At 61.2% G+C, this 19,515-nt stretch carries 23 protein-coding genes; 12 read left to right on the top strand and 11 right to left on the bottom strand.

Annotated features, from left to right (window positions below):
- Window positions 1-224 precede the first annotated feature (224 nt).
- The 4 genes from gpt to DCO57_RS19555 all read right to left on the bottom strand — a co-directional run bounded on the left by gpt (window position 225) and on the right by DCO57_RS19555 (window position 3,339).
- Entirely contained in the window at window positions 225-734 is a 510-nt protein-coding gene (gpt, locus tag DCO57_RS19570) for a xanthine phosphoribosyltransferase (protein WP_116700597.1), read from the bottom strand.
- A gap of 15 nt (window positions 735-749) precedes the next feature.
- Window positions 750-1,493 carry a molybdopterin-binding protein gene (locus DCO57_RS19565; protein WP_116700596.1) on the bottom strand — a complete coding sequence of 248 codons (744 nt, stop codon included), beginning with the start codon at window positions 1,491-1,493 and terminating at the stop codon, window positions 750-752.
- Between the two features lie 373 nt (window positions 1,494-1,866).
- Window positions 1,867-3,078: an FAD-dependent monooxygenase gene (locus DCO57_RS19560; RefSeq protein WP_116700595.1), complete on the bottom strand. Its 1,212-nt coding sequence runs from the start codon at window positions 3,076-3,078 to the stop codon at window positions 1,867-1,869.
- A gap of 15 nt (window positions 3,079-3,093) precedes the next feature.
- Window positions 3,094-3,339: a zinc-finger domain-containing protein gene (locus tag DCO57_RS19555; protein ID WP_116700594.1), complete on the bottom strand. Its 246-nt coding sequence runs from the start codon at window positions 3,337-3,339 to the stop codon at window positions 3,094-3,096.
- 228 nt (window positions 3,340-3,567) lie between these two features.
- On the opposite strand from DCO57_RS19555, the gene DCO57_RS19550 reads away from it, so the two are divergent.
- Window positions 3,568-4,323: an alpha/beta hydrolase gene (locus tag DCO57_RS19550; protein WP_116700593.1), complete on the top strand. Its 756-nt coding sequence runs from the start codon at window positions 3,568-3,570 to the stop codon at window positions 4,321-4,323.
- A 35-nt stretch (window positions 4,324-4,358) separates the two neighbouring features.
- The gene (locus DCO57_RS19545) at window positions 4,359-5,243 is read left to right on the top strand and encodes an alpha/beta hydrolase (RefSeq protein ID WP_116700592.1); all 885 of its coding nucleotides are present in this window, start codon (window positions 4,359-4,361) and stop codon (window positions 5,241-5,243) included.
- 70 nt (window positions 5,244-5,313) lie between these two features.
- On the opposite strand, the gene DCO57_RS19540 is transcribed toward DCO57_RS19545, so the two are convergent.
- Window positions 5,314-6,129, bottom strand: a complete 816-nt coding sequence (locus DCO57_RS19540; RefSeq protein WP_279629138.1) for an enoyl-CoA hydratase — start codon at window positions 6,127-6,129, stop codon at window positions 5,314-5,316.
- A 165-nt stretch (window positions 6,130-6,294) separates the two neighbouring features.
- Between DCO57_RS19540 and cysE the strand changes: the two genes are divergently transcribed.
- Together cysE and DCO57_RS19530 are read left to right on the top strand one after the other, a co-directional pair.
- Window positions 6,295-7,131, top strand: coding sequence for a serine O-acetyltransferase (gene cysE, locus DCO57_RS19535; protein ID WP_116700591.1), 837 nt, complete (start codon window positions 6,295-6,297; stop codon window positions 7,129-7,131).
- Window positions 7,132-7,235: 104 nt separating this feature from the next.
- Window positions 7,236-7,448: a DUF3126 family protein gene (locus tag DCO57_RS19530; protein WP_116700590.1), complete on the top strand. Its 213-nt coding sequence runs from the start codon at window positions 7,236-7,238 to the stop codon at window positions 7,446-7,448.
- 155 nt (window positions 7,449-7,603) lie between these two features.
- Here the strand turns inward: DCO57_RS19530 and DCO57_RS19525 are convergent, their stop codons facing one another.
- On the bottom strand, window positions 7,604-8,317 hold the full coding sequence (locus DCO57_RS19525) for a hypothetical protein (RefSeq protein WP_133192713.1): 714 nt from the start codon (window positions 8,315-8,317) through the stop codon (window positions 7,604-7,606).
- Between the two features lie 213 nt (window positions 8,318-8,530).
- On the opposite strand from DCO57_RS19525, the gene DCO57_RS19520 reads away from it, so the two are divergent.
- Entirely contained in the window at window positions 8,531-8,857 is a 327-nt protein-coding gene (locus tag DCO57_RS19520; protein WP_116700588.1) for a hypothetical protein, read from the top strand.
- Window positions 8,858-8,863: 6 nt separating this feature from the next.
- Window positions 8,864-9,391, top strand: a complete 528-nt coding sequence (locus tag DCO57_RS19515; RefSeq protein ID WP_116700587.1) for a gamma carbonic anhydrase family protein — start codon at window positions 8,864-8,866, stop codon at window positions 9,389-9,391.
- A 165-nt stretch (window positions 9,392-9,556) separates the two neighbouring features.
- Here DCO57_RS19515 and DCO57_RS19510 read toward each other — a convergent pair whose 3' ends face one another.
- From DCO57_RS19510 to DCO57_RS19500, 3 genes are all read right to left on the bottom strand, one after another.
- Window positions 9,557-10,078: a transglutaminase-like cysteine peptidase gene (locus tag DCO57_RS19510; protein WP_208978049.1), complete on the bottom strand. Its 522-nt coding sequence runs from the start codon at window positions 10,076-10,078 to the stop codon at window positions 9,557-9,559.
- A gap of 537 nt (window positions 10,079-10,615) precedes the next feature.
- A complete protein-coding gene (locus DCO57_RS19505) occupies window positions 10,616-11,251 on the bottom strand; it encodes a PilZ domain-containing protein (RefSeq protein WP_116700585.1) in 636 nt (211 codons plus the stop codon).
- Between the two features lie 336 nt (window positions 11,252-11,587).
- Complete coding sequence (locus tag DCO57_RS19500) at window positions 11,588-12,253, bottom strand: PAS domain-containing protein (RefSeq protein WP_116700584.1); 666 nt, start codon at window positions 12,251-12,253, stop codon at window positions 11,588-11,590.
- Between the two features lie 544 nt (window positions 12,254-12,797).
- Here DCO57_RS19500 and DCO57_RS19495 point away from each other — a divergent pair.
- Both DCO57_RS19495 and DCO57_RS19490 read left to right on the top strand, forming a co-directional pair.
- The gene (locus tag DCO57_RS19495; protein WP_116700583.1) at window positions 12,798-13,583 is read left to right on the top strand and encodes a rhomboid family intramembrane serine protease; all 786 of its coding nucleotides are present in this window, start codon (window positions 12,798-12,800) and stop codon (window positions 13,581-13,583) included.
- Between the two features lie 103 nt (window positions 13,584-13,686).
- Window positions 13,687-14,118: a CBS domain-containing protein gene (locus DCO57_RS19490; RefSeq protein WP_116700582.1), complete on the top strand. Its 432-nt coding sequence runs from the start codon at window positions 13,687-13,689 to the stop codon at window positions 14,116-14,118.
- A 70-nt stretch (window positions 14,119-14,188) separates the two neighbouring features.
- On the opposite strand, the gene hisI is transcribed toward DCO57_RS19490, so the two are convergent.
- Together hisI and folE are read right to left on the bottom strand one after the other, a co-directional pair.
- Window positions 14,189-14,644, bottom strand: a complete 456-nt coding sequence (gene hisI, locus DCO57_RS19485) for a phosphoribosyl-AMP cyclohydrolase (protein ID WP_116700613.1) — start codon at window positions 14,642-14,644, stop codon at window positions 14,189-14,191.
- A 44-nt stretch (window positions 14,645-14,688) separates the two neighbouring features.
- Window positions 14,689-15,324: a GTP cyclohydrolase I FolE gene (folE, locus tag DCO57_RS19480; protein ID WP_116700612.1), complete on the bottom strand. Its 636-nt coding sequence runs from the start codon at window positions 15,322-15,324 to the stop codon at window positions 14,689-14,691.
- A gap of 299 nt (window positions 15,325-15,623) precedes the next feature.
- Here folE and DCO57_RS19475 point away from each other — a divergent pair, with 299 nt between their 5' ends.
- The 4 genes from DCO57_RS19475 (at window position 15,624) to DCO57_RS19460 (ending at window position 19,436) form a co-directional block, all read left to right on the top strand.
- The gene (locus DCO57_RS19475) at window positions 15,624-16,076 is read left to right on the top strand and encodes an iron-sulfur cluster assembly scaffold protein (RefSeq protein ID WP_116700611.1); all 453 of its coding nucleotides are present in this window, start codon (window positions 15,624-15,626) and stop codon (window positions 16,074-16,076) included.
- 27 nt (window positions 16,077-16,103) lie between these two features.
- Entirely contained in the window at window positions 16,104-16,454 is a 351-nt protein-coding gene (yidD, locus tag DCO57_RS19470) for a membrane protein insertion efficiency factor YidD (protein ID WP_116700581.1), read from the top strand.
- Window positions 16,455-16,834: 380 nt separating this feature from the next.
- Window positions 16,835-17,965: a GNAT family N-acetyltransferase/peptidase C39 family protein gene (locus tag DCO57_RS19465; RefSeq protein ID WP_116700580.1), complete on the top strand. Its 1,131-nt coding sequence runs from the start codon at window positions 16,835-16,837 to the stop codon at window positions 17,963-17,965.
- 4 nt (window positions 17,966-17,969) lie between these two features.
- Window positions 17,970-19,436 carry a RimK family protein gene (locus DCO57_RS19460; RefSeq protein ID WP_116700579.1) on the top strand — a complete coding sequence of 489 codons (1,467 nt, stop codon included), beginning with the start codon at window positions 17,970-17,972 and terminating at the stop codon, window positions 19,434-19,436.
- Window positions 19,437-19,515: the final 79 nt, after the last annotated feature.

The raw sequence follows: 19,515 nt of genomic DNA, 5'->3' as shown, positions 1-19,515 counted from the left end.
AGACTGTAAAGTTCTGTTTTGACGTGATTTTGAACCGGGTATTCGAAGTTCCTCCCGAAAACCTCCGAATCTCCTGCACACGTAAAACGACCGGCCAGACACATTGTCTGACCGGCCACGAATAGGCTTAGCAGGAATATTCCGGCGGAATAGTGGCAAGGCCTTCACCTTGACGTGACAGCGTCACACGAGGTGCGAACCGTGGCAAAAGTGCCACCAGCTGCCTATCCGGCGGTGTCCTTGGCGAGCGGCGGCTGAAACTGCCATCCCATGTCCCAGGGAAAATAGATCCAGGTGTCCTGGGACACTTCGGTGATGAAGGTGTCGACCATGGGGACACCGACCGGCTTGGCGTAGACGGTCGCGAAATGGGCCTTCGGCAGCATTTCACGGACGACCTTGATGGTCTTGCCGGTATCGACCAGGTCGTCGATGACGAGCACACCGCTGCCTTCACCACCTTCCAGGTCGACGACCTTCGGATCCACAGGCTTGATCACCTTCAGTTCGCCCTGATTTTCGTAATCGTGATAGGAGGCGATGCAGACGGTTTCGATGGTGCGGATGCCCAGTTCGCGCGCGACGATTCCGGCCGGAACTAGGCCACCCCGGGTGATGCAGACGATGGCCTTCCATTCGCCTTCGCTCGAAAGCCGCCAGGCAAGGGCGCGCGAATCCCGGTGGAACATGTCCCATGACACCGGGAATGCTTTGTTTTGGGCGGGGTTTTCCATGTTTTTTCCTTCAGATTATCCTGACAGTTCGGCAACGGCCCTGGCGACGTCCTGTGCCGCGGCCTTCAGGATTGCCTCGTCCCGCGAACGGATGACGATCTGTGTGGTGAATTTTCCATTGTCGGCCTGGGGATAGGACCCGATGAGCGTCTGGGGGTGGGCGTCCTGAATGGCGGCGAGCCGTTCGGCGATCCGGCTTTCCGGCATGTCAGCGGGAATGGTTTCCGACAGCATTTTCCGCCCGGTGGCAAGCGTCGGGGCGATCGCATCCATCATGGCCTGCATGATGGCGGGCACTCCGGCCATGACGTAGACATTTTCAATCCTGAAGCCCGGGGCCTTGGAGACCTTGTTCTCGATCAGGTCCGCGCCTTCGGGTATCCGCGCCATGCGCTGGCGGGCGGGAGTGAACTGGCCGGGAGGATAATGGGCTTCCAGAATGGCCACGGCCCGGGGATCCAGGATCAGCGGAACGCCGAAGGCTTCGGCGATGCATTCGGCGGTGATGTCGTCGTGGGTCGGACCGATGCCGCCGGAGGTGAAGACATAGTCATACCTGGTGCGCAGGGCGTTGACGGCCGCGGCGATCTCCTCCCGGTCATCCGGTACGATCCTGGCTTCCTTCAGATCGATGCCGATCGATGTGAGATAGTCGGCCGCAAAGCCGATGTTCCTGTCCTTGGTGCGGCCGGAGAGAATTTCGTCTCCGATGACCAGGAATGCGCCGGTTACGACGTTGTCTGCCTTCTGACCGGTCATCTTGGAACTCCCTGGGACTTGGATGGTGTCTGGCTTTATCCCAGCTTACCGTCGAGCTCAAGCTTTAGGGTGTGAACTCCTGAATCAGGACGAACCAGCAAGGGAAATGGCGCTCCCGTCAGGACGTGTGCGCGCAGCTGGCTTCCTGCCCGGTCAAGCCAGGCTGGCGACAAGCGGTGTCGTCATTTCCATGTCCTTCGGATGTGACCGATCTGGTGCTCCTCTGCGTCGTGAAAGGCTTGAAAATGAACCACCTGTCCCGCGCTTTTGCTCCTTGAGGACGACCGTGTCGTCTCGAACCGGTTGATCTTCATTTATGAGGTCACACGCTGGGGCGTTGCGGTGACGAGATGAAGCCGGCTCCGGTCTTGCCTTAGCGGTTTCCGTTCCCGGCGGTCCAGCCGTAGACATCGTCAAACCGCGCGGTGAGGGTCTCCGGGGAGGACAGGTTCAGGACCGTGTCGCGGGCCAATGCCATCACGCCGGAGAAATGGAACACCTTCGCGTTGCGAGAGGCGATTCCCTGGATATGTCTGACCCGTGACTTGCGTTCACGCTCGAAGGCACGCAGCGCGGCGGGAATGTTTGTCACATCCGGCGGCAGATGCTTGCCCAGCACGGCGGCGTCCTCGATGGCCATGGCGGCTCCCTGCGCCATATAGGGGAGCATCGCATGGGCCGCATCGCCCATCAGCGTCACGTGTCCATGGCTCCAGGGGCCGGAGGCATCCACGCTGCACAGGGCCCATTTCAGCCATCCGTCGGGTTGTGCGAGCAGGGTCCGCACTTCCGCCGGCCAGTCCCGGAACACATGCAGGACCGATTTGGTGTCCGTTTTGGTCGACCATGTTTCGTCCTGCCAGGCTTCGGCGGCCAGGGCGACGATGTTCAGCTCCCGGCCGCCTCTGACCGGGTAATGGACAAGATGGGAGTCCCGATGCATCCAGAGGCCGGAATCCTTTCGCCAGCGTTCGGGCGCGGCCTCCAGCGGGATCGTTGCCCGGTAGGCGACCTGGCCGCTGAACACGGCGTTTTCATGCCCGGGGACGAGCCGCCGGGATCTGGACCAGACCCCGTCTGCGCCGACAAGAGCCCTGCAGCTCAGGTTTCCGGTCGTTTCGTTGTTCCGGTAGACGCAGGACAGGTGATCGTAGGGCGTGGGCTCGAGATCCAGGACTTCGGTGGCCAGCCGGACGGCAATACCCGGGGTCTGCTCGACCTGCTCCAGCAGCACGCGCTGCAGGTCCGCCCGGTGGATCACCCAGAAGGGAAATCCGTGACGCTGCCTGAGAAAGTCGCCGAAGCGCACGCGGCCCAGCTGACGGCCGGATTTGCCCGACCAGATTCTCAGATAGTCCGGGGCGTAGACATGGGGCCTCAGGGCCTCCAGCACGCCGAGCCTGTCCAGAACCGAACAGGCATTCGGTGACAGCTGCAGTCCCGCGCCGACTTCCGAAAGAGCGTTGGCCTTGTCCATCAGGACGATTTCATGACCCTGTTGCCGCAGCGCAAGGGCGGCCGCGAGGCCGCCAATACCGGCCCCGGCGATGACGATCGGCTGATGGGCAGCCCCGGTCCGGGTCATGACGGCGCTTTCAGGTTACGCCGCGACCGGTGTCCAGGTGCAGTCCGCCGGCGAGGATTCGTTCGCCTTCAAGGTGGCGTCGAACTTGTAAAGGGTGGAGCAGTAGGGGCAGACGATTTCCGGCTCGCTGCCCATGTCCAGAAAGACGTGAGGATGATCAAACGGGGGATTTGCACCGATGCACATGAACTCACGGGCACCGATCGCTACAGAATCATGTCCGCTCGAGTTCTGAAAATGCGGGACAACGTGATCCGCCATTGTCTCATTCCTCTCAATACCGGGGGTCTTTGTCGGAGACCCCGTTAGCAAATTTTTTCAAGCATATCCATTTGTTAAATGAAAGGGTAGGGCTGACGGGCGCGATCCACCGCCGCAGCGGACGCCAGGCTGCCACCCGTTTCAATTCGTCTTTGCCTTCAGCGGACAAACCTCTTACTTTATCGAAGTCTTTTCTGTTTTCCGTTTACGTAAAGGTTAGCTGTATTCATGCCTCAGTTTGAATTCGATGGAGTGCGGATCGCATATCTCGACGAGGGGGAGGGCGATCCGATCCTGCTGATTCACGGGTTTGCGTCGAACAGGCAGGTGAACTGGGCCTATCCCGGCTGGGTCGACCTGCTGGTGAAGGACGGCCGGCGGGTGATCGCCATCGACAACCGGGGACACGGAGAGAGCCAGAAATTTTACGATCCGGCCGCCTATGGCGCGCCGGTGATGGCGGAAGATGCGCGGCAATTGCTCGACCATCTGGAGATCGAACAGACCGATGTGATGGGCTATTCCATGGGCGCGCGTATTTCCGCGTTCCTGACGCTCAACCATCCCGGCCGTGTCCGCCGGGCGGTGTTCGGCGGTCTCGGCTACGGCATGGTTTCGGGCGTGGGAGATCCCGAGCCGATTGCCGCCGCGCTTGAAGCCGAGCGTCTGCAGGACGTATCGGACCGCTCCGGGCGTGCCTTCCGCGCATTTGCCGAACAAACCGGCTCGGACCGGCGTGCCCTGGCTGCCTGCATGCGTTCCTCCCGCCAGAAAATCAGCGAAGCGGATGTGGCGCGGATCGAACGGCCGGTGCTCGTCGCCGTCGGGACAAAGGACGATATTGCCGGATCGCCGCAGAAACTGGCCGACCTCATGCCGCATGCCGAGGTTCTGGACATTCCGGGACGCGACCACATGGTGGCGGTCGGGGACAAGGTCTACAAGCAGGGCGTTCTGACGTTCCTGAACAATGTGGACGCCTGAGGAGCATCGCGGATGCCGGCAACACGGGAGCTGTCATGAAACCTGAGCGCGTTGAATTCCGGGGTGCCGAGAACAACACCCTGATCGCCGATCTCTACGGCGCGGGAAACCAGCCGGTGGTGATGCTGCATGGCGGGGGCCAGACGCGGCATTCCTGGGACGCTGCGTCCCGGCGTATCGCCGGTCTGGGGCATCCGGTCTATGCGCTCGACCAGCGCGGTCATGGCGAGAGCGACTGGGTGGACAGCGGCAACTACGGCTTTTTCGACTTCGCGAAGGACCTTGCGGCCGTAACCGGGGAAATCCGCTCCCGTCACGGTGCGAAGCCGGTCGTCGTCGGGGCCTCGCTCGGCGGCTTCGCGGGCATGCTGGCCGAGGGCCGGGAGAATGTCGGCGGTCTTGCCGCGCTGGTGCTTGTGGACATCACGCCACGGATCGACATGGGGGGTGTCAGCAAGATACTCGGCTTCATGGGCGAGCGGGTCGAGGACGGCTTCGCGAATGTGGAGGAAGCCGCCGAGGCGATCGCACGCTATCTGCCCAACCGGGCGCGGCCGAAAGATCTCTCCGGACTGTCCAAGAACCTGCGGCTTCACGACGACGGGCGATTGCGCTGGCACTGGGATCCGGCGTTCCTGAATTCCCGGCAGCACCAGGATCCAGAGCTGGCAGCATCCGTGCAGGAAGAGGTGCTAGCTGCCGTATCAAATCTCACCCTGCCGGTCCTGCTCATTCGCGGCCAGAATTCGGAACTGGTCTCCATGGAGCACGTAAGGGAGTTTCGCGAGCGGGTGCCCCAGGCCAGATTCACGGATATCCGCGATGCGGGGCACATGGTCGCCGGGGACCGGAACGACGTCTTCGCCGCGGCCGTCGAGACATTCCTTCTCGATCTGAAAGCCGCCGCGGCGATTGCCTGAATAGTAAAAATGACGTTGCGTCAATTTGTTGCGGCGATTTCCTGAGAAACCGAATCCGCGGGCGGTCCGTTCACAGCCCCCTGAATTGCGGCGGGCGCTTTTCCAGAAAGGCCCTGCATCCTTCCCGGTAGTCGGCGCTGTCGATGCAGACGCGCGCGTCCCGGTGCGCGGCGTCAAGATCCGTGGCCTGTGCCGGTTGCGCCAGGTGGTTCAGGGCCTGTTTGGCTGCCTTGAGCGACAGGGGGGCATTGCCTGCCATCTTCTCGCACAGGGAGGCGATGCGGCTGTCGAGGGCGGAGTCCGCGACGACTTCGTTGATCAGTCCGATTGCCAGTGCCCTGTCCGCCGGAATGCGCTCGGCGGTGAACAGCAGGTGCTTGGCATCGGAGACCGAGACCGCTTCCAGCAGATCGGCGAGCGCTTCGGGCGGATAGGCAAGACCCAGCCGGGCCGCCGGTATGCTGAAGACCGACGATTGGGCGGCAATGCGGATATCGCAGGCGAGGGCGATGCCGAGGCCGCCACCGAGACAGGGGCCGCTGATCGCGGCAATCACCGGCACCGGAAGGGATTTCAGGGCCTGAAACGCGGCCACATTGATGGCGTCATAGCGTCTGGCGGCCTCCGGTGTCGCGCGAATGGCCTCGAATTCTGAAATATCCGCACCGGCACAGAAGCTTTCGCCGCCGGCTCCCCTGACGACACAGACGCGCACGGAAGGCGTGTTGCGGACGGTTTCAAGGAAATCGGGCAGACGCTGCCAGGCGGCCAGGGGCAGGGCGTTTTTTCTCGCCGGTGCGTTGAGCAGCAGTTCCGCCACCGGTCCCTTGATGCTCAGGAGCGGATTGGCTGAAGTCTCGGTCTGTGGACTGGCGGGCGGCATCATTTGTCCTCTGCTTTTCGATCCGGTATGGCAAGATGCCGGGAAATTTAAGATTTCGGCATTCATAACAGGGTCACATATCTGATATCAGCAAGTTTGATTTTGGAAAATCAGACGACAGTCCTATTTTAGGGACTTGAACGTGACGGCTTGAAAAGGAGACAGGTCATGTCGGCACCAATCGGGAAGTCCGACCTGAAGCGAGTTCCGACCCATGATCCGGTCTGGCAGAAGCTGCGGGAAGAGGCGCAGGACATGGTTGCCGCGGAACCGGCCCTGTCGTCTTTCGTCTATGAAACCGTTCTCAATCACGAGAGTCTGGAAGAGGCCGTCGTCCATCGGCTTGGAGACCGGCTGGGCCGGGATATCGTCTCGGCATCGCTGATCCGCCAGACCTATCTGGAGGCGCTGGCGGACGAACCGGAGCTTGCGGAGATTTTCCGTGTGGACATCGTCGCGGTTTTCGACCGCGATCCCGCCTGCTTCCGCTACCTGGAGCCGGTTCTCTACTTCAAGGGGTTCCACGGACTGCAGACGCACCGGCTGGCTCACTGGCTGTGGCGGCAGGGCCGCCGGGATTTCGCCCTCTATCTGCAAAGCCGGGCCTCGGAGGTCTTCCAGATCGACATTCACCCGGCCGTGCCGGTCGGGCGCGGCATTTTCATCGACCACGGCACAGGCATCGTGGTCGGTGGTACGGCGGTGATCGAGGACGATGTTTCCATTCTGCAGGGCGTGACGCTCGGCGGGACGGGCAAGGCGGGCGGCGACCGTCATCCGAAGATCCGCCACGGGGTCCTGCTTGGCGCCGGTGCGAAGGTGCTCGGCAATCTGGAGATCGGCCATTGCTCGCGGATCGCTTCCGGTTCGGTGGTTCTGGCGGACGTTCCCGAGAACACCACGGTTGCGGGCGTGCCGGCCAGGATCGTCGGCAAGGCCGGCTGCGCGGAACCGGCCCGCAGCATGAACCAGCTTCTGGGTGAAGACGCGGGACAGGCAGACTGACGGCAGGAAGACGGGGATAGCCGGTGGAAACGCTTGGGCATTTCCATCCGGTCTTGTAGGGTCCGCGCCGGAATACGCAGATAGAAGACCATTAGGAGAGCGCCTTGAAACCCGATGAAATCCGCAAGATCGAAGCCTACCTTCGCTCGAAGTTCGAGTTGGCCAGCCTTCAGGTGCGTGCCCGTCCGATCAAGGACGACTCCGCGGAAGTGTATATCGGTGACGAATTTATCGGCGTGATCTTCCGGGACGATGAAGACGACGATCTCAGCTGGAACTTCCAGATGGCGATTCTGGAAATCGATCTGGAAGGCTGAACCCGACCGATTAAGGTTGCTGGCGCCTCACGCCCATGGGAGTGAGGCAGGGCGACGACAGCCGGGGTGCGGTATCAGGCGGTCCTTCCAGGGGCCGCCTTTTTCATGAGGTGAGCGCCGCGGCCCGAATCGTCTTCCGCTCCGGGAGTGCCCGTTCACGGGACCCTGAAACTGTCGATTTTGCGAAGAATGGCATTGTCCAGCTGCCGCCAGTCCGGCAGCAGCTCTCGCGAGAACCTGTAACGCAGCTCAAGTCCGGAGGCCAGCAGGAGGGCGCGATTGCACATCGTGCGCTCTTCCTTCGGGGATGCCTTGAGGCAGCGGGCAATGAAGCCGTTTTGCGCCGACGGATCGTAGACGATCAGCTCGGTGCGTGATGTGCCGCGCGAGGACAGGTTGAGAATCTTCAATCCGTCCGGCCCGTCAAGTTCTCCGCCCCGGGCAAGACGCCGGTAGAACGGGTCGATCCGCGCGCGAAGATTTTCCCGTCCCGGATTGTGTTCCAGCTCGATCTGGATGGTGCTGTCCGCGGGCGGCAGATCGCTGTCGCCCGCGGATCGCAGCCGGTCCCCGTCTAGGCCGGGCCAGACCATGGCCAGGCGCAGGAAGTCGAACCGGCCGGCCTCTCGGGGCGACTGGCGGTGGGCGCTGACGCGATAGTCCGGCGGAAAGCGGAACCGCACGTCGCCGACCGTCAGGGAGACCGGGGCGTCGCCGGAGCGCGCAGCCGCATGGTCCTGCCAGACTGTCGACCAGTGGCTGACCCGGGCCGCAATATGCGCCGTGCCCAGAATGCAGATGGCCACTGCCAGATATGTGAAACGACGGGTTTGAGCCCCGATCGGCGCGGGGAGCGACAGAGGGATCACCGGTCAATCTCCGATACGGACATTGCACGGTTTCGGGACACCCTGTCCTGAAACGGAACACACGTCCCGGAGAGGGATGCATCCGTTTCCGGCAGGAACGGCCATTTTTCGGGAATTACGCCCATTTGCCCTTCCGGCACAGTCTTTGCTCTTGACCCTTTAGGATTTCTTAATCACTTTCCGGATGAATGGGTTAACAGGAGGTTAACGGGCGTGTTATTCGATCTACTTCTCGTTGGATACATTGCATGCGCCGGGTTCGTAGCCGCGGGCGTGCTTGGCAGCCTCTATCAGCTTGTCACCAAGGAGCCGCCGCGGTTCAATTTCACCGGAGAGGGTGTCATGGCGTTCCTGACAGGCGTCATGATGTGTATTTTCGCTGGACCGTTCATCATCATGCGCAATGCCATTCGCGGGCGCCGGATTGAAAACAGGCCCCTCGGCTGGCTTGTCGCCTCCTCGACCATTGCCGGGATGTGGAGCATGTGTTCCGGTATCATGGTGTTGAATGTCGCCCTGATTCTGGTCGGCTATTCGTGAGGTCCCATGCCGGTTTTCGCACTTGACGGCCGCAGGCCTGCCTTTCCCGATAACGGCGACTTCTGGATCGCGCCGACCGCCACCCTGATCGGGGATATCCGGTTGCTGGAGGAGGCGAGTGTCTGGTTCGGGGCGATCCTGCGCGGCGACAACGAGCCCATCACGGTCGGCCGCCGCTCGAATGTGCAGGACGGATGTGTCTTCCATACCGATTTGGGATTTCCGCTGACCATCGGTACGGACTGCACCATAGGCCACAAGGCCATTCTTCACGGCTGCACGATCGGGGACAATTCTCTCGTCGGTATGGGAGCGACCATCCTCAACGGTGCGGTGATCGGTGAAAACTGCATCGTCGGCGCCAATGCCCTGGTGGGGGAAGGCAAGATCATTCCCGACAATTCGCTGGTGGTCGGCATGCCGGGCAGGGTCATACGGACGCTGGACGAAGAGGCTATCGATGGTTTGCGCAAGTCGGCCGCAGGCTATGTCCGCAACTGGCGGCGCTTCAAGGCCGGACTGAGCGAGACCTGAACGGTCTGCCACTATCGGAAAAAAGCGGAAACCGGCCAGCGGGGGAGCAGGCCGGTTTCCTGGATCCGGTCGTGGTAGGGATGGGGAGGGTGGGGACGCGACCGGATCGTCCAAGAGGTTCGGCGAACCGAACCAATCCCTATCCTGTTGAGGCCGGTGTCGGCCTTAATTCGATACGCTGCTGACCGTCGTGACACGGGTGTCGGAAATACCGGTCCAGATCACGGGGGAACTGGCCGACTGGCGTTTGATGTAGCGGTAAGGCGTCGAATACCATGGCAGAACCGCCTCGATCTGGTTGTCGAGGATCACGTCACCATGGTCCGTCCTGACGGTCAGGACCGCATGTCCCGAGTTCTTGACGTCCTTGGCAACGGTGATCAGAAGCGCGCTCCTGGGCCAGCCGGCTTCCTCCAGGATGCGCTGTTTTTCCAGCACATATTCCTCGCAATCGCCGTAACCCTCGACCGGATAGGTCCAGCGTTCGGCCACGCCGAAGAGATCCTCGTCGGTCATGGGCCGGACACGCCGGTTGACCTCGGCATTGATGTCGATAAGTTCCTGCCAGCGTGCCTCATCCAGGCGCACCACGACAGGCTCGGTTTGCTCATCCGGGCAGGCCCAGGCGTTGTCTCGGCAGAACTGCTTGTGACCGATGGGGGCCTTCACCACGGTGTTCATTTCCATGAAACGGCCCGGATCTGCACTGGCGGCGGTTCCTGCCGCTACGGCTGCCGGTAACACTATGGCGCATGCCAACAAGATATTTCGAAGTAAATTCATCGCTACGCCCTCCCCAAGGCTGACGCAACGATGCATTACTGAATTTTACTTGAGTGAAATCCGGGTCGTAAAACAATAATATAATTGTAGGCGAGTTTTACTCAAATATGATCTTAATTCGATGTTTGTTTTAGATAAATTGTCGCCAAATTTTAGTAAAATTGTATGTATCCTCGATAAGTATCTGAAATCTTGGAGATTCATTGAATTTCGACCCGGAAACAGGGGGGGAGGTTCCGCCTGGTTTACGCAGCGTTTTTTACGCGCAGACGCGGGTTTTGCGGCGTAACGGTCGCGAAAACTTTTATCTGTTCGGGCGAAAAAAAATCGGAGCGCAGGGGAAAGGAAGACGCTGATGGCCGCAAGGCAGGCGGCTGGAGATGCTTTCACCTGGAAAGTGGTGCGGCAGCCGGCGGCGCGCAATCGCCGCCGGGACCCGGATCAGCTGTCTCCGGTGGAGGTGATATGCTGTTCCAGAAGATCGCGGTTCTGAACCGGGGCAAATTCCACCGCGATGCCGCCCTCGATGGGACGGACAACGCGGGCACGCATCTTGCCCAGAGTGATACTGTCGCCCGTTTGCGGTATGATGTCGGTCGCGATGGCTGCTCCGGACAGGGAAACGTCAATGACCCGGCACATGTGCTGGGAGCCGTCCGGCAGGATCATCCGGGTCATGGGGTTCTTCGGTACGAAGCGGTCATGACGGCGGTCTTCGGGAAGATTGAGCACGTCCCTGTTGGCGAGCCACGTCAGGACATTGGCGATCTTGTCGCGCTTGCGTGCCGTGTTGCGCAGCTGAACGGCGAAACCGCCTTCGATCAGGCGTGAGATCTGCCCTTCAACACGGCTGAGATGGTCGAGATAGGCAACCACGCGTTCGCCGACGCGGCCGACGACGGGAGTGATCATTGCCATTCCGCCGGGGGACATGTCGATAACCTGGCAGGGATATTCACGCCGGTCTTCAAGCATGAACCGGCCCAGAATATTGACCTGAACCCGTTGATGTCGCCGACGATCAGTGACTTGAAGCGATCTGCTTCCCTCAGGTGCTGTTGCCAATCCGGCGCCCATGCCTGTCTATCCAATACCGTGCGGAAACCGCACTGCCTCCCGCCGGGAAGAATCCCGGTATTTACCTTAAGCACTTTAGGCAGTTGAGGTTAACGATGTGTAAGAGTTTAGCTTACACGCCGCTCAGGTCCAGCCTCACGGGGCATTAATTTCGCGTTCGGGTGGCAAAACGCAGGGAAGGTGGAATGAAGGGTTGAAATAACCTGTTGAAATTGAATCTTTCCAAAATGCAACCTGTTCGACGTGACTCGAATCGGGCAGGTCTGCGCGGCCTGAATCGGGTGCCGCCGATCCGCAAGGCCGGTCCGGCGGTGCCGCATCGGTTCGTGTCAGATGTCAGGCCTTGCCGCCGGAATAGACCGTCAGGTGTCCAACCTTCTTTTCGGCGCCTCTCGGAAGCGGCGGTGTCGGCATGGTCATGCCCTCCGCGGTAAAGCGCGGGAGGATCGGATTGACGGTTGTCCGCGCCTCCATGAAATAGGGACGTTCATCGGGCCAGACGAGACGCAGGCTGCTGATCGACTGGCTGAGAATCGGATGGAGACCGATCCAGTAGGGTTTCTCCATCGGGGTGCAGCTGCCCAGAATGCGGATGCGCCCTTCGCCGGGAACGTTGAGCGGTACCAGCAGCATTTCCATCTGCAGGACCTGGCCACGTTCCGTCTGGCCGTTCACGCCGATGACCGCCACCGCTGCGTCTTCCGTTATGGCGGCGATCAGGCTTTCGAGAGCTTCCCGGTCCTTGGTGCTCCAGCCGCGCAGGAAATCGCGGCCCTTCAGCTCCCGGCAATGTGCCGAGCACAGCCGGGTGCCGGCGAGGCGATAGCGGACATCCTGCGGATCGTTGACCTCCAGGATGAACGTGTCTCCGAGAAGGCCGCGAATTTCGCCCGGATCGACTTCACTGCGGTTTGGAGCGGGACGGGCGCCGCGCAGATTGTCCCAGTAGGAATAAAGAGTTTGCGTTACGCCGTGTTTCATCTTGTTTCGCCTCTTCGCCATTCTTTCGTCCGCTGTTCCGTCTCAAGACACTGTCTGTTTCAAAACGGGACGAATATGCTTCCCTGTTGGTTTCTGGCTGAAGCTAAGCAGGTGGTGTGCCAACTCTGCAGGTCGCGGTTTTCCGCCGCTCCGGGTGGCTCTGTTAAGGTTAAAATCGGGTAAAGGTTGTTTCGTGTCGTGTCCGCTGGCAGCTTAAGGTTCTGTTCACAATGAGTTGCGGGTGGGAGGACCTTGCCGTTTTCCAGGCTGCGAACCGGAATGAATGGCCGTAAGGTCCGCCGGGGAAAACAGGCGCCGGAGAATCCGTGAACGACTGCCTTGACCGGACGTGTGGGGACGCGGCCGATCCAGGGGGGCAGGGGGGCAGCGCCGGTCATCCTTCGGGTGGCCGGCGCTTCGCTTTGCTGTTCTTGAAATGCCGCAATTGGATGAATATGGACAAGTTACCCATCGTCACTTCAAGATCGATCAACCTTTCTGCTGTCACTATGGGGACGCGAAAGCAGGTTCACCCGGAAGACAAACAGTCAAAGGCACAGGGTACATGAACGTCTACAAATTCGACGAAGAGCGCGCCCGGAGGGAGCAGGCCCGGCAGGAAAAGGAGGCTCGGCCGCCTGTCGCACCGCCTGTGTTCAATCTTCCCGATGTCATTGTCTGGCTGGGAGGGGCGATGATCGCCATCCATCTGCTGCGTTCCTACGCTCTGCCGGAGAGCTGGGACAACTGGATCATCTATCTGTTTGCCTTCTGGCCGGCGAAATATGCCGCTTTCCTGCATCTGACCCCGCTGGACATGGCATCGAGCCTCTGGGGAACGGTGACCTACAGCCTGCTTCATGGCGGTGCCACGCACATCATCTTCAACCTGCTCTGGATGGCGATCTTCGGCAGCGCCGTCGCCCGACGGTTCGGAGCCATGCGCTTTCTGGTCTTCTCCGCCCTGTGTTCGGTCGGCGGGGCCGCCGCGCATCTGGCGACGAACTGGGGCGAGACCGCGCCGATGATCGGGGCTTCGGCCGCGGTTTCCGGCCAGATGGCGGCGGCCATCCGCTTCGTTTTCGAACTCGGTGGTCCCCTGGGTGCCATCCGGCGGTCCGATCATGCGGCCTATTCCGTACCCGCCCAGCCGCTGGCCGACTGCTTGCAGAACCGGCAGGTCCTGGTGTTCGTGGCCGTATGGTTCGGCCTGAACCTTTTCTTCGGCCTGATGAGCGGTCCGGTTGCAGGCCAGCCGGCCAGCGTTGCCTGGCAGGCGCATATCGGCGGATTTGTCGCCGGCCTTGCCCTTTTCCCTCTTCTGGACCCGGTTCCCCGACGTCGTTTTTAACGGGGCGGCCACCTCAACGGTTTGCGTGACCGGTTTTTTTTGCCATGATGAGCGAACCCCCCGTGAAAAGCGGGCCGGTTGATGCCATGGGAGAGGTGCAAAAATGACCGTTGCCGCAATCTTGAGTGGAAAAGGCCACGACACAATCACTGTTTCCGGTGATGTGCCGTTGAGCGAAGTTTGTAAAACCCTGGCAAAACACAAGATCGGCGCCGTCGTTGTCTGCGATGGCCCGGAGGCCATTGACGGCATCGTGTCCGAACGCGACATCGTCCGTGTGTTGGGAAACCAGGGCGAATCGGCGCTGAAGCATCCTGTTTCCAGTGTCATGACCAGGGAAGTCATGACCTGTACGGAAGAAAACAGTGTCAACGAGGTGATGGCGCGGATGACCCAGGGCCGGTTCAGGCACATGCCCGTGGTCAAGGACGGCAAGCTGACCGGCGTGATCTCCATCGGCGACGTGGTGAAGTTCAAGATCGCGCAGGTCGAACTCGAAGCCGAGCAGATGCGCAGCTACATCACGATGGCCTGAACAGTCGCCCGGCAGGACCTGCCGAATCGTGCGGTCCTGCCGGGGCATCGTGTTTTCGCAGATACCTGCGCTATTTTTTTCCGTAAACGTCCTGCGGATCGTAGACCTTGCCGGCCTCGATGTTTTCCAGGCGCAGGGGACCGGTTTCCGGCTTGACGATCTTGCGGTAGAAGCAGCTTCTGTAGCCGACGTGACAGGTGGCGCCATTCCCGGCCACGGAGACCTTGAGAACCAGGGCATCCTGATCGCAGTCGGTGAGGATTTCATGCACCTTCTGGACCTGACCGGATGTTTCGCCCTTCTTCCAGTATTGTTGCCGCGACCGGCTCCAATACCAGGCTTCACCGGTCTCGACAGTCCGCTGCAACGCCTCGGCGTTCATGTAGCCGACCATGAGGACCTCTCCGGAGGCCACATCGGTCACGACGGCGGCAATCAGACCGTCGGCATCGAATTTGGGCATGAGAAGGTCGCCGTTTTCCACGGCATCGTTTTCGCCGCGGTCTGACAGTCGGGAATTTTGCATGAAAAACAGCCCTTGCCTGAATTCCTGGCGCAAGGGCGGTGGTATCAGGCGCCCTTGCCGCGTACCAGGGTCATGAATTTGGCCTGCTCGGCCGGATCGTCCTGGAAAACGCCGGTGAATTGGGTGGTGATCGTGGAGACCCCCGGTTTTTGGACGCCGCGCATGGTCATGCACTGATGCTCTGCTTCCAGCATCACTGCAAGGCCGCGCGGTGCCAGCGCGTCGTCAATGACGGAAGAGATCTGCGCCGTCAAGTTCTCCTGAGTCTGCAGGCGCTTGGCATAGATATCGACAACACGGGCAAGCTTGGACAGGCCGACGACGCCTTCGGCCGGATAATAGGCGATATGCGCCTCGCCGATGAAGGGCAGCATGTGGTGTTCGCAGTGGGAATTGAACGGAATCCCGCGGACGACGACGATGTCCCGGTAGCCGCCGACATCCTCGAAAGTCCGCTCGAGATGTTCGGCAGGATCCTCGAAATACCCGCCGTAGAGCTGGCTCAGTGCCTTGACGACCCGCTTGGGCGTCTCAACAAGGCCTTCGCGGTCCGGATCGTCTCCGGTCCAGGCCAGGATCGTCCGCACGGCGGCCTCCGCCTCTTCCCGGCTCGGGCGCTGCAGCTGATCAGGTGACTTCCGTTCGATCGGTTTCGCAACCGGCTTGAGGACGGCGTCCATGGAAATCCTCGCAATATTACCTTCGTCACTCGTCATACGGCGCTCGTTTGTGCACAGATCATGACATCCAATCATAAAGATCGGGTTTTCAGGCCGCGGATCCTTATCACACTTCGTCCATAAGCCAAGGCGCAGTTTCCGGGTGGCGCGGGGCGGGTGCAAGCACGTATGCGTCTCCTGCAATCACCGGCTGCGACCACTCAGCCCCTTGCGAATTTGCCGTGGCGTCTGATCTATATATATGAAAGATGTGCGCCATCAATGTGTCGCGTATCACAGGCTTTCACGAAGAGGCGAGAATGCTCGACGATATCTACAATGCCAGGATACTGGAATTCGCCGGAAATATTCCGCGGATCGGCCGTCTGGAGCATCCTGACGCAACCGCGAAGGCGCATTCCAAGCTGTGCGGCTCGACCGTCCTCGTCGATCTTTGCCTGTCGGACGGTGTGGTGACGGATTTCGCGCATGACGTGAAGGCCTGCGCCCTCGGTCAGGCATCCTCCTCCATCATGGCGCAGAATATCGTCGGCGCGACCGCCGGGGAATTGCGTGAGCTGCGCGACACCATGCGTGCGATGCTGAAGGAGGGCGGCTCCCCGCCAGAGGGGCGTTTCGCCGACCTCAAGTTTCTCGAGCCGGTGCGCGAGTACAAGGCCAGACACGCTTCCACCCTGCTGACCTTCGACGCCGTTGTGGATGCGCTCGATCAGATCGAGGCGAAACGGAAAGAGGGCGGCGCCGCAGCCTGACGCCGGCAGGGCCCGCAATTCGACATCATGTGTCCATCCCCGAAACCCGGCTCGGCGCACGGCAGGCCGCTCTCCATCGCGGGGCGTGCGGCAATCTCGCTGATCTGGATCTACCGTCATTCCCTGTCGCTCTTCATGGGGCGCGGCTGCCGCTACGCGCCGACCTGCTCGGACTATACCGAGCAGGCCATCCGCAGGTTCGGTTTCTGGACAGGTGGCTGGATCGGGCTGGCGCGGATCCTCAGGTGCAATCCCTGGGGCGCCTCGGGCTTCGATCCGGTGCCGGAGACCTTGCCGGAAAACGCCCGGTGGTGGAGGCCCTGGCGCTATGGCCGCTGGACGGGCAGCCATATCGCGGAAGAACACCGGCTCGACTGAGGCGGGTCCTTGCCCCGAAGCCGGAGAAGCCCAATTCCTCGGTAAAATGTCGATGTATCGGAAAGCTGGTGCCGTGCTCTTTCCATCGACCGAAAGGTGGAATGGATATGACCGAATGCGGCTTCCATGTCGCGATGATCTGGCCGACCCGCGACGAACGAAGCGCGCCTCCTCATCTGGCCTGTGCGGATGCCGGTGAAAATTTTTCGAGGCAACGCGAAAATCGAAAGACAGAGCGTGAAATCGGGTGTATTCGGCAAGAGCCGCCGACAGGTTGCGGGTGAGATGAAACGCTGACTGCAGCGCCCTCCCGGACCGTTGCCAATCATGGATGGACACCGGGCGCGGCACACCGGGCGATTGGGGTCTATCAGGACGCCATGAACAAGGCTCTGCCCCGGGCCGGAACCGGGGATATCCAGATCCGTGCGGCCGTTTCGGACGATCTTGCCGCGCTTCTTCATATCGAAAACGACGCCTTTTCGTCAGACCGGATCTCAAGGCGCAGTTTCCGCAGGTTTCTGGACAGTCCGGGAGCACGGATACTGGTCGCCTGCGGGGACGCGGGCGTGTACGGCTATGCGTTGCTGCTTTTGCGCTGCGGAACAGCGCTTGCACGGCTTTATTCGCTGGCACTGGACACCGGGCATCGGGGACAGGGCGTGGGCGCGGCGCTGCTGAAGGCGGCGGAAGCAGCCGCCTTCGAGGCCGACAGGATCGTCCTGCGGCTCGAGGTGCGCGCCGACAACCGGGCCGCTCTCGGTCTTTACGAGGCCAGCGGCTACCGGGTGCTGGGGCGGGTTGCAAACTACTATGAGGACGGCTGCGCGGCTCTTCGGATGGAAAGGCTTCTTCACGGGCCGGATCTCGGTTCCGGCAGGGCGCCTTATTATTCGCAGACCACCGATTTCACCTGCGGTCCTGCCTGCGCGCTGATGGCGATCCGGCATTTCGACGGGACGTTTCCCACCGGCCCGTTGCAGGAACTTACCTTGTGGCGTGAGGCGACGACGATCTATCTTGCCGCCGGCCATGGCGGCTGCGGTCCCTTCGGCCTTGCCAACGCGCTTGCGCGCCGTGGACTGTCGGCGGAAGTCCGCCTGTCCCCCGACGGGCCGCTGTTCGTGAGTTCCGTTCGCGATCCGGAAAAGCGCAAGGTGCTGATCCTGGTGCAGGAAGGCTACCGGGCGGAAGCGCAAATGCTCGGAGTGGCGCGGTCCGGTCACCCGCTGGACGCCCCGGCTCTTGCGGAACGGGTCTCCGGCGGGGCGATGGCGATCGTGCTGATCTCGGGATACCGGATGTTCGGCGAGAAAACCCCGCACTGGGTGCTGGTCCATGACGCGGACGACCGGCATCTGATCCTGCACGATCCCTGGCTCGGGCATGAACGCCACGAAAGTCCGGCGGATGCCGCCAATCTTCCCGTTCCCTTTGCCGAATTCGACCGCATGGCCCGCTGGGGCCGCGACGGTGTTCGTGCGCAGATACTCATACGAAAGGAACCCTGACCCCATGTCCTCCTGGGTCATTCTGGTCGACCATCTCAAGGATGTTTCCAACGCGGAAACACCGCACAAGGTCATGACGGTGCGTGAATATCTCATGCATCCGAAGCTGTTTGCCGGTTCCAATCCGTCGATCCTGAACCTGTCGCGCTCCTATGCCTATCAGGGCGCCGGATATTACGCTTCCCTCCTGGCGGAAGCCCGTCAGCACCGGGTCGTGCCGGCCGTCGAAACGATGATCGAACTGTCACGCAAGCAGCTCTACCAGCATGCCCTGCCGGAACTGGAAGACAAGCTGAACAGGTGCCTGCGCAAGATGGCGGCGCAGGAGGCCGATGGGGTCGGACGGTTGCTGGTCCACCTCGGCCAGACCGGCGTCCCGCTTCTGGATCGTTTCGCCCGTCTGCTGTTCGACTGGTTTCGCGCGCCGGTTCTGGAAGTCGTGGTGGAGCCGGGAGAATGGCGCAGCATCAGGCGGATCCGCGTGCTTGCAGTGAATGATCTTGCTCCGCCGGAACGGCAGCTGTTTCTGGCTGCCGTCGACAGCTATACGACGCGGCCATGGCGGGCCCCGAAGCAGCGCGCGGTGATGAAATACTCGCTGGCGGTCCTGTCCGACCCGAAGGAGGAATTGCCGCCCTCCAGCCAGGCCTCGCTCAGGCACATGGCGAAAGTCGCTGCACGTCAGGGTGTCGAGGTGGTGCCGATCGGCAGGGGAGATCTCGACAGGCTGGCGCAATTCGACGCGCTGTTCATTCGCGAGACCACCAACATCGACAATCACACCTATCGCTTTGCCCGCCGGGCGGTCCAGGAAGGCATGCCCGTCGTCGACGATCCGGTGTCGATGATCCGCTGCACCAACAAGGTCTATCTGACGGAACTACTGAACAGCAACGGCATTGCCACGCCGAAGACGATCGTGCTGTCGTCCATGAGAGATGCGGGGGATCTGGAGGACCGGCTCGGAACGCCGGTGGTACTCAAGATCCCTGACGGTTCCTTCAGCCGCGGCGTCTTCCGGGTTGCCGGGAACGAACAGATCGGAGCGAAGCTGAAGGAACTCTTTCAGGAGAGCGCCATTCTCCTGGCCCAGGAGTACTGTCCGACCGATTTCGACTGGCGCATTGGCGTGCTCGACGGTGAACCGCTGTTTGCCTGCCAGTACAAGATGGCCAAGAAGCACTGGCAGATCGTGCGTCACGAAGCGGGAAAGAAATCGGTGGAGGGCGGCTTCCTGACCGTCTCCCTGGCCGAGGCCCCGCCGGCCGTCGTCGAGCTTGCCGTGCGGGCCGCCCGGCTGATCGGCGACGGGTTTTACGGCGTGGACCTGAAGCTGATCGATGACCGGGTCGTGGTCATAGAAATCAACGACAACCCCAATCTCGAGCACGGCGTCGAGGATCTTGCGGAAAGGGATACGGTCTGGGAGCGGCTAATCCGCTGGTTCGTCCGCCGACTTGAAGTCAGGTGACGGGCTGCCGATATAAAACGTAAGGAAACCTTCGGAAAAGGTTGCCGGGTTATTCTGAATCCCGTATTCCCGACCCGTT

Origin of the sequence: Labrenzia sp. 011 (genome assembly GCF_003075075.1) — a bacterium.
Lineage (GTDB): Bacteria > Pseudomonadota > Alphaproteobacteria > Rhizobiales > Stappiaceae > Roseibium.
Note: the sequence above shows the minus strand (reverse complement) of the source record. Positions and strands in the feature narration are given on the sequence as shown.

What these genes read in the sequence shown, in the direction of transcription:
- DCO57_RS19540 (WP_279629138.1), bottom strand. Translation starts at nt 6,129, where the DNA reads ATGATGCCGCCCGCCAGTCCACAGACCGAGACTTCAGCCAATCCGCTC.
- DCO57_RS19475 (WP_116700611.1), top strand. Translation starts at nt 15,624, where the DNA reads ATGCTCGACGATATCTACAATGCCAGGATACTGGAATTCGCCGGAAAT.
- hisI (WP_116700613.1), bottom strand. Translation starts at nt 14,644, where the DNA reads ATGCAAAATTCCCGACTGTCAGACCGCGGCGAAAACGATGCCGTGGAA.
- DCO57_RS19550 (WP_116700593.1), top strand. Translation starts at nt 3,568, where the DNA reads ATGCCTCAGTTTGAATTCGATGGAGTGCGGATCGCATATCTCGACGAG.
- DCO57_RS19505 (WP_116700585.1), bottom strand. Translation starts at nt 11,251, where the DNA reads ATGGGCGCCGGATTGGCAACAGCACCTGAGGGAAGCAGATCGCTTCAA.
- DCO57_RS19495 (WP_116700583.1), top strand. Translation starts at nt 12,798, where the DNA reads ATGAACGTCTACAAATTCGACGAAGAGCGCGCCCGGAGGGAGCAGGCC.
- DCO57_RS19490 (WP_116700582.1), top strand. Translation starts at nt 13,687, where the DNA reads ATGACCGTTGCCGCAATCTTGAGTGGAAAAGGCCACGACACAATCACT.
- DCO57_RS19465 (WP_116700580.1), top strand. Translation starts at nt 16,835, where the DNA reads ATGAACAAGGCTCTGCCCCGGGCCGGAACCGGGGATATCCAGATCCGT.
- DCO57_RS19515 (WP_116700587.1), top strand. Translation starts at nt 8,864, where the DNA reads ATGCCGGTTTTCGCACTTGACGGCCGCAGGCCTGCCTTTCCCGATAAC.
- DCO57_RS19510 (WP_208978049.1), bottom strand. Translation starts at nt 10,078, where the DNA reads ATGGAAATGAACACCGTGGTGAAGGCCCCCATCGGTCACAAGCAGTTC.
- DCO57_RS19565 (WP_116700596.1), bottom strand. Translation starts at nt 1,493, where the DNA reads ATGACCGGTCAGAAGGCAGACAACGTCGTAACCGGCGCATTCCTGGTC.
- cysE (WP_116700591.1), top strand. Translation starts at nt 6,295, where the DNA reads ATGTCGGCACCAATCGGGAAGTCCGACCTGAAGCGAGTTCCGACCCAT.
- DCO57_RS19545 (WP_116700592.1), top strand. Translation starts at nt 4,359, where the DNA reads ATGAAACCTGAGCGCGTTGAATTCCGGGGTGCCGAGAACAACACCCTG.
- DCO57_RS19555 (WP_116700594.1), bottom strand. Translation starts at nt 3,339, where the DNA reads ATGGCGGATCACGTTGTCCCGCATTTTCAGAACTCGAGCGGACATGAT.
- yidD (WP_116700581.1), top strand. Translation starts at nt 16,104, where the DNA reads ATGTGTCCATCCCCGAAACCCGGCTCGGCGCACGGCAGGCCGCTCTCC.
- gpt (WP_116700597.1), bottom strand. Translation starts at nt 734, where the DNA reads ATGGAAAACCCCGCCCAAAACAAAGCATTCCCGGTGTCATGGGACATG.
- DCO57_RS19560 (WP_116700595.1), bottom strand. Translation starts at nt 3,078, where the DNA reads ATGACCCGGACCGGGGCTGCCCATCAGCCGATCGTCATCGCCGGGGCC.
- DCO57_RS19500 (WP_116700584.1), bottom strand. Translation starts at nt 12,253, where the DNA reads ATGGCGAAGAGGCGAAACAAGATGAAACACGGCGTAACGCAAACTCTT.
- folE (WP_116700612.1), bottom strand. Translation starts at nt 15,324, where the DNA reads ATGGACGCCGTCCTCAAGCCGGTTGCGAAACCGATCGAACGGAAGTCA.
- DCO57_RS19460 (WP_116700579.1), top strand. Translation starts at nt 17,970, where the DNA reads ATGTCCTCCTGGGTCATTCTGGTCGACCATCTCAAGGATGTTTCCAAC.